Below are 6,164 nucleotides of genomic sequence, written 5' to 3'. Positions count from 1 at the left end.
GCGGGCGCGACCGCGAGCGGCCGGAGGCCCGCCCCGTGCCCCCGCGACCCGGGCGGGCCGGGGGCCTGGCGTAGGCTGGATCGGCCGCTGTACCCCCCCCTTGGGAAGGACCCGCCCCGGTGACCGAGAAGGCCGACCTCACGTCCGAATACGTCACTGGTGTCCTCGACCGTGCGGCTGCCGGGGGCCGTATCACCCCGGAAGAGGCCCTCGACCTCTACCGCTCCGCGCCGCTCCACGCCCTCGGCTCCGCCGCCGACGCGGCCCGCCGGCTGCGCTACGCCGGGACCGAGCACATCGCGACGTACATCATCGAGCGGAACATCAACTACACCAACCTGTGCGTCACGGCGTGCAAGTTCTGCGCCTTCTACGCCGCGCCCAAGGACACCGAGAAGGGCTGGACCCGGGGCCTCGACGACATCCTGCGCCGCTGCGCGGAGACCGTGGAGCTGGGCGGCACGCAGATCATGTTCCAGGGCGGCCACCACCCGGACTTCGGCGTCGAGTACTACGAAGAGCACTTCGCGGCGATCAAGAAGGACTTCCCCCAGCTGGTCATCCACTCCCTCGGCGCGTCCGAGGTCGAGCACATGGCCCGCATCTCGGGCGTCTCCGCCGAGGAGGCCATCACCCGCATCCACGCGGCCGGGCTCGACTCGTTCGCGGGCGCCGGCGCCGAGCTGCTGCCCGCGCGGCCCCGCAAGGCCATCGCGCCGCTCAAGGAGTCCGGCGAACGCTGGCTGGAGATCATGGAGATCGCCCACGGCCTCGGCGTCGAGTCGACGTCCACGATGCTGATGGGCACCGGCGAGACCAACGCCGAGCGCATCGAGCACCTGCGGATGATCCGGGACGTGCAGGACCGCACGGGCGGCTTCCGCGCCTTCATCCCGTACACGTACCAGCCCGAGAACAACCACCTCAAGGGCCAGACGCAGGCCACGCTCTTCGAGTACCTGCGCATGATCGCCATCGCGCGGCTCTTCCTCGACAACGTCGCCCACATCCAGGGCTCCTGGCTGACCACGGGCAAGGAGGTCGGCCAGCTGTCGCTGCACTACGGGGCCGACGACCTCGGCTCGATCATGCTGGAGGAGAACGTCGTGTCGTCGGCCGGTGCCAGGCACCGCTCCAACCGGCTGGAGATCATCGACCTGATCCGCAAGGCGGGCCGCGTCCCGGCGCAGCGCGCCACGACGTACGAACACCTCGTCGTGCACGACGACCCGGCGAACGACCCGGTCGACGACCGGGTGCAGTCGCACATCTCCTCCACGGCGATCGAGGGCGGCACGGCCCACCCGGAGCTGAAGCTGCTCGCGTCCAACTGAACGGGCGGGGGCGGCCGTCGTGCTGACGATCCACCGGGCGGAGCTGCTGCTGCCGGGGGCCGGGGAGGAACCGGTCCCGGGAGGCGCCGTCCTCGTGGACGGGTCCGTCCTGGCGGCCGTCGGCCCGTACGAACGGCTGGCGGCGGCGCGTCCGGAGGCACGCGTGCGCCAGTGGCCGGGGATCATCACCCCGGGTCTGTGCAATCCGTACGGCCCCGAGCTGCTGGAGCGGGCGTACCACCCGGACCCCCGTGAGGCGGACACCCTCGGGACCGCACCCCTCACCGGCGAGGCGCTCGACGCGCTGGGCATGACCGACGCCCGGTGGGGCGCGAGCGCGCGGCGCGGGGTGCGGCGGCTGCTCGCCCACGGGGCGGTGGCGGTCGCGGGCGACCTGTGGCGGGAGGCGGTCGTGGACGCCGTACAGCGCTCAGGGCTCGGCATCGAGCGGCGCTCCACGGAGCCGCCGGGCCCGGCCACGCTCGACCCGTTCGCGGGACGGCCGGCGGCGGAGGCGTTCCTGCTGCCTCTTCTGGGTGACAAGGGCCTGTACGCGGACTTCGCGGTGTTCGACGTGCCGGTGGACGGGGATCCGTACGCGGCCCTGGGCGGGCACGGCGCGGTCACCTGTGTCGCGACGGTGCTGGGCGGGCGGCTGGTGCACCGGCGCGCGTGAGGCGGGGGCGGGCCTGCGAGAATGGGCCGTAGGACGCAGTAGTACGTAGTGATACGCACCGGATCCGAGACAAGCGAGGCCAACGCCAGTGACGCGCGCATCCCTGGACAAGCAGCCGCACGAAGTCGCCTCGATGTTCGACGACGTGGCGGCGAACTACGACCTGACCAACGACGTGCTGTCGCTCGGGCAGGACCGGGTGTGGCGCAAGGCGGTCGCGAAGGCCGTCCACGCGCGCCCCGCCGAGAAGATCCTCGACCTGGCAGCGGGCACGGCCACCTCCTCGCAGCCGTTCGCCGCGACCGGCGCGTACGTCGTGCCCTGCGACTTCTCCCTGGGCATGCTGCGGGAGGGCAAGAGGCGCCACCCGTGGATGCCGTTCACGGCCGGGGACGCGACGAAGCTGCCCTTCGCGGACGAGGTCTTCGACGCGGTCACGATCTCCTTCGGGCTGCGCAACGTCCACGACACGGACCGCGCGCTGCGTGAGCTGTACCGGGTGACGAAGCCGGGCGGGCGGGTGGTGATCTGCGAGTTCTCGCACCCGACGTGGGCGCCGTTCAGGACCGTCTACACCGAGTACCTGATGCGGGCGCTGCCGCCGGCCGCGCGCGCGGTCTCCTCCAACCCGGACGCGTACGTGTACCTCGCCGAGTCGATCCGCGCGTGGCCCGACCAGCCCGCGCTGGCGGAGCGGTTGCAGGGCGCGGGCTGGTCGCGGGTGGCGTGGCGGAACCTGACGGGCGGGATCGTGGCGCTGCACCGGGGCGTACGGGACTGAGGGGTCCGAGGGGTCTGAGGGGTCCGAGGGGTCTCGCCCTCTCTCCCTGCGGCTCTGCCCACGGGCTCACAGCTCCAACCGGTAGCAGTGCGCCTCGACCCCCGACACCTCGCTCGTGTACGTCTCCGCCGGCTCCATGCCGAGGCGCCGGATCACCGCCACGGAGCGGGTGTTCTCGGGGCGGACCATGGCCACCACCCGGTCGACGCCCGCCGCGCGGACCCGTTCCAGGGTCGTGCGCGCGGCGGCGGTGACGTACCCCCGTCCCCAGTGCTCCCGTCCGAGCCGCCAGCCGATCTCGATCTCGCCCACCGGGCCGAAGGTCTCGTGCGGCCACGGCTGGGCGCCGGTGAAGCCGATCGCGTCGCCGTGCCCGTCCACCAGCGTCCAGAAGCAGAAGCCGCGTTCGGCGTCGTGGCGGCGCTGGCGGGCGGTCAGCTCCTCGTACACCGAGTGCTCGGCGGACGCGCCGCCGTGGAACTCCATCACCTCGGGGTGGTCGAAGAGCCGGTGCCAGGCGAGGGCGTCCTCCTCGGTGGGGACGCGCAGGTGCACGACGGGCGGCGACTTGGTCATGTCCTTCACGGGCAGGCCCTTCAACGTGGCGGTCGGTGCGCACGAATAGACTGCACAGGTCCCGTGCCGTCCGGTACGCCATTTTCGAGTCTTCGGGAGAACCCGCTGTGACCGAGCCCCTCTCCGAACACACCGCGGATGTGATTGTCGTCGGCGCCGGTCCGGCCGGTTCGACGACCGCCTACTACCTCGCCAAGGCGGGCCTGGACGTCCTGCTGCTGGAGAAGACGGCGTTCCCGCGCGAGAAGGTCTGCGGCGACGGTCTGACCCCGCGCGCCACCAAGCAGCTCGTGTCGATGGGCATCGACATCTCCGAGGAGGCGGGCTGGCTGCGCAACAAGGGCCTGCGGATCATCGGCGGCGGGGTGCGGCTCCAGCTGGACTGGCCGGATCTCGCCTCGTACCCGGACTACGGACTGGTCCGGAAGAGGGACGATTTCGACGAACAGCTCGCCCGCCAGGCGCAGAAGGCGGGTGCGCGGCTGTACGAGCGCTGCAACGTGGGCGCGCCGATCACGGACGCGCGCACCGGCCGGATCACGGGCGTGAACGCGAAGCTGGGCGAGGAGAAGACCCCGGTCACCTTCCACGCGCCGCTCGTGGTGGCCGCCGACGGCAACTCCACGCGGCTGTCGCTGGCCATGGGTCTGCACCGGCGCGAGGACCGGCCGATGGGCGTCGCGGTCCGTACGTACTTCACCTCGCCCCGCCACGACGACGACTACCTGGAGTCCTGGCTGGAGCTGTGGGACCGGCGCGGTCCGGGCGAGGACCGGCTGCTGCCGGGGTACGGCTGGATCTTCGGGATGGGCGACGGTACGTCCAACGTCGGCCTGGGCGTGCTCAACACGTCCGACGCCTTCAAGGAGCTGGACTGGCGCGAGGTGCTCAAGGCGTGGTGCGCGTCGATGCCGGCAGACTGGGGCTACACCCCGGACAACATGACGATGCCGATCCGCGGCGCGGCGCTGCCGATGGCGTTCAACCGTCAGCCGCACTACACGCGGGGCCTGTTGCTGGTGGGGGACGCGGGCGGGATGGTCAACCCGTTCAACGGTGAGGGCATCGCGTACGCCATGGAGTCGGGCCAGATCGCCGCCGAGGTGATCGTCCAGGCCCACGCCCGCGCGACCCCCGCCCAGCGGGAGCTGGTGCTCCAGCGCTACCCGCGCATCCTGAAGGAGACGTACGGCGGCTACTACACGCTGGGCCGCGCCTTCGTGAAGCTCATCGGCAACCCGAAGATCATGAAGATCGCGGCCCAGCGCGGCCTGACGCACCCGCTGCTGATGAAGTTCCTGCTGAAGATGCTGGCCAACCTGACGGACCCGACGGGCGGCGACGCGTCGGACCGCATCATCAACGGCCTGTCGAAGGTGGCCCCGAAGGCGTGACCGCCCACGACCGGGCCGCACGGCACAAGGCCGAGCGGCCCGGCGGACGGCGGCCGGACGGGTTGGTCAGCAGGGGCGCAGTGAATACACCGGACCCCAGTCCGCCGTACCCTCGCTGTATGCGGTCGATCGCATATTGACGAGCTCGCCGCCCGACTGCCCGTAATACCGGGCGACCGTCCCCGGGGTCTGGTTGTTCTCCCACGGACCCGTGCCGTACCAGTTGGAAACGGTCCACACCTTGCAGGTGGTGAAGCTGAACGTGGTGCCGCGTACGACCATGCACAGGTACTTGTAGCTACAGATCAGATCAGCATGGGGCACAGCTTTGGTCGCGGTGAACCCGTTGTACTCCATGGTCTTCGCGTCGACCCGGCGGCCCTGGGCAGCGACGTCCGCGCCCATGACCGAAGCGACCGTGGCCCGGACTTCGCTGAGCCCGTTGTCCTGTGCTGCGGCGGACGAGCCCGTCATGCCCAGCAGCGTGGCCGCCATCAGCATGCTCACGGCCATGGCCGTGCCTATGCGTTTTACCGGATTCATCTGGTCCGTTCCCTCCCTCGTGGCCTGCCCGCCCGTGCCGTCGATGCCTTGACCGTGAAGCGGAACAGGGTGTCTGACTCGGGTGCACACCAGAGTGACCGGCCTTCGGGCCGGTTCGCGAGGTCCTGTCGTCCCGGCCGAAAGACGCTGGTCAAGGGAGGTGCGGAGCGTCGAGAATGGGAGGAGGGCCGGCGTGGGAAAGGGGTAACTGTGCGGATACGGCTGCACTTCACCACCGAGGATCTGGCGCGGTTGAGGATAGCCAGGGGTCCGGACCCGCTCTGGGAGATCGTGCTGAGCCTGAACATCCTGGCGAACACCCAGGGCCGGGCCGTGTTCGACCCCTGGCGCGCACGCAGCAGGGAGCGATTATCCGGCGTGCCCAGGCCGCAGGCCCGGCTGCTCCGCTATCTGGCCCCCGGAACAGGGCCCTTCCCCGACTTCCTGACCCCGACGCCGACGGCCCCGGACGTGGCGACGGACATCGAGACGGTCATGACCACGCCGGCCCGGCAGTTACGCCGCGACCTGGGCGTTCTCGCCACCGCGCCCTCCTGGGCCAGGCCGCTGGCCGATGCCGACCGGACCGCCCTCGCCGGTCTCGGCGACGCACTCCACGGGTACCACCATGCCGCGATCGCACCACTCTGGCCGAGGATTCAGGCGCTCGTCGACGCCGACCGGGCTGTGCGCGCCCGTGCCCTGCTCGACCACGGCACGGACGGACTGCTGAACAGCCTGCGGCCGACCCTGCGGTGGTCACCCCCGGTGCTGGAGGCGGACTATCCCGTCGACCGCGATCTCCACCTGGCCGGACGGGGCCTGCTTCTGGTGCCCTCGGTGTTCTGCTGGCGCACCCC

Annotated in this window: 6 protein-coding genes and 1 pseudogene; 5 read left to right on the top strand and 2 right to left on the bottom strand. The window is 71.1% G+C overall.

From position 1 onward, the window contains the following. The first annotated feature begins 119 nt into the window (after positions 1–119). The 3 genes from mqnC (at position 120) to GT042_RS15560 (ending at position 2,791) form a co-directional block, all read left to right on the top strand. The gene (gene mqnC / locus GT042_RS15570) at positions 120–1,334 is read left to right on the top strand and encodes a cyclic dehypoxanthinyl futalosine synthase (RefSeq protein WP_161309309.1); all 1,215 of its coding nucleotides are present in this window, start codon (positions 120–122) and stop codon (positions 1,332–1,334) included. A 19-nt stretch (positions 1,335–1,353) separates the two neighbouring features. Continuing rightward, on the top strand, positions 1,354–2,010 hold the full coding sequence (locus GT042_RS15565; RefSeq protein WP_161309308.1) for a hypothetical protein: 657 nt from the start codon (positions 1,354–1,356) through the stop codon (positions 2,008–2,010). Between the two features lie 88 nt (positions 2,011–2,098). Then, positions 2,099–2,791, top strand: coding sequence for a demethylmenaquinone methyltransferase (locus tag GT042_RS15560; protein ID WP_161309307.1), 693 nt, complete (start codon positions 2,099–2,101; stop codon positions 2,789–2,791). A 66-nt stretch (positions 2,792–2,857) separates the two neighbouring features. On the opposite strand, the gene GT042_RS15555 is transcribed toward GT042_RS15560, so the two are convergent. Beyond that, positions 2,858–3,367 carry a GNAT family N-acetyltransferase gene (locus tag GT042_RS15555; protein ID WP_161309310.1) on the bottom strand — a complete coding sequence of 170 codons (510 nt, stop codon included), beginning with the start codon at positions 3,365–3,367 and terminating at the stop codon, positions 2,858–2,860. 107 nt (positions 3,368–3,474) lie between these two features. On the opposite strand from GT042_RS15555, the gene GT042_RS15550 reads away from it, so the two are divergent. Further along, positions 3,475–4,761 carry a geranylgeranyl reductase family protein gene (locus GT042_RS15550; protein ID WP_161309306.1) on the top strand — a complete coding sequence of 429 codons (1,287 nt, stop codon included), beginning with the start codon at positions 3,475–3,477 and terminating at the stop codon, positions 4,759–4,761. 66 nt (positions 4,762–4,827) lie between these two features. Here the strand turns inward: GT042_RS15550 and GT042_RS15545 are convergent, their stop codons facing one another. Further along, complete coding sequence (locus tag GT042_RS15545) at positions 4,828–5,304, bottom strand: hypothetical protein (RefSeq protein WP_161309305.1); 477 nt, start codon at positions 5,302–5,304, stop codon at positions 4,828–4,830. Between the two features lie 210 nt (positions 5,305–5,514). Here GT042_RS15545 and GT042_RS15540 point away from each other — a divergent pair. Beyond that, positions 5,515–6,164, top strand: a pseudogene (locus tag GT042_RS15540) (transcriptional regulator); the annotation flags it as partial.

This window comes from Streptomyces sp. SID3212, from assembly GCF_009865405.1.
Classification (GTDB): domain Bacteria; phylum Actinomycetota; class Actinomycetes; order Streptomycetales; family Streptomycetaceae; genus Streptomyces.
The sequence above is the reverse complement of the archived record's forward strand: the minus strand, read 5'-3'. Positions and strand labels throughout refer to the sequence as shown.

Excerpts from the sequence above, each read along its gene's own strand:
- GT042_RS15555 (WP_161309310.1), bottom strand. The coding sequence starts at position 3,367 with ATGACCAAGTCGCCGCCCGTCGTGCACCTGCGCGTCCCCACCGAGGAG.
- GT042_RS15545 (WP_161309305.1), bottom strand. The coding sequence starts at position 5,304 with ATGAATCCGGTAAAACGCATAGGCACGGCCATGGCCGTGAGCATGCTG.